General features: G+C 65.2%; 2 protein-coding genes. Both read left to right on the top strand.

Annotated features, from left to right (window positions below):
• Positions 1–372: aminotransferase class I/II-fold pyridoxal phosphate-dependent enzyme (locus IB262_RS35445; RefSeq protein ID WP_192494580.1), on the top strand; the 372-nt coding region annotated here is incomplete at its 5' end.
• An 11-nt stretch (positions 373–383) separates the two neighbouring features.
• A partial coding sequence (locus tag IB262_RS35440) for an alcohol dehydrogenase catalytic domain-containing protein (RefSeq protein WP_192494579.1) occupies positions 384–741 on the top strand: 358 nt, incomplete at its 3' end.

Below are 741 nucleotides of genomic sequence, written 5' to 3'. Positions count from 1 at the left end.
AACACCCTGGCGCCGGTCATTGCCGCCGCCTCGCTGAAGGTGTTCGACCTGATCGACAACGGCGATGCCTTGCGCGAGCGGCTCTATGCCAATGCGAGCCTGTTTCGCACCGAGATGTCCAAGCTCGGCTTCACGCTGGCCGGTGAGGGCCACCCGATCATCCCGGTGATGCTCGGTGATGCCGCACTCGCCCAGGAGATGGCGGCGCGCATGCTGAAGAAGGGCGTCTATGTCATCGGCTTCTCCTTCCCGGTGGTGCCGAAGGGCCAGGCGCGCATCCGCACGCAGATGTCGGCAGCGCATAGTGAAGCGGACGTCCGGCGGGCAATCGCCGCCTTCGAAGAGGTCGGCCGCGACCTCGGCGTGATCTGAGGGAGGGACTGATGACGAACATGATGAAGGCGCTGGTGAAGTCGAAGCCGGAAGAGGGCCTCTGGATGGAGCGCGTGCCGGTGCCGGAGATCGGCCCGAACGACGTGCTGATCAAGGTGAAGAAATCGGCGATCTGCGGTACCGACGTGCACATCTGGAACTGGGACCAGTGGGCGCAAAAAACCATTCCGGTGCCGATGGTCGTTGGTCACGAGTTCATGGGCGAGATCGCCGAGGTCGGCTCGGCCGTCACCAAGTACCATGTCGGCGAGCGCGTCTCGGGCGAGGGCCATATCGTCTGCGGCAAGTGCCGCAACTGCCGGGCCGGCCGCGGGCATCTGTGCCGCAACACGCTCGGCGTCGGCGTCA

The sequence above is a fragment of the Ensifer sp. ENS02 genome (genome assembly GCF_014851885.1).
GTDB classification, from domain to species: Bacteria; Pseudomonadota; Alphaproteobacteria; order Rhizobiales; family Rhizobiaceae; genus Ensifer; species Ensifer adhaerens.
The sequence above is the reverse complement of the archived record's forward strand: the minus strand, read 5'-3'. Positions and strand labels throughout refer to the sequence as shown.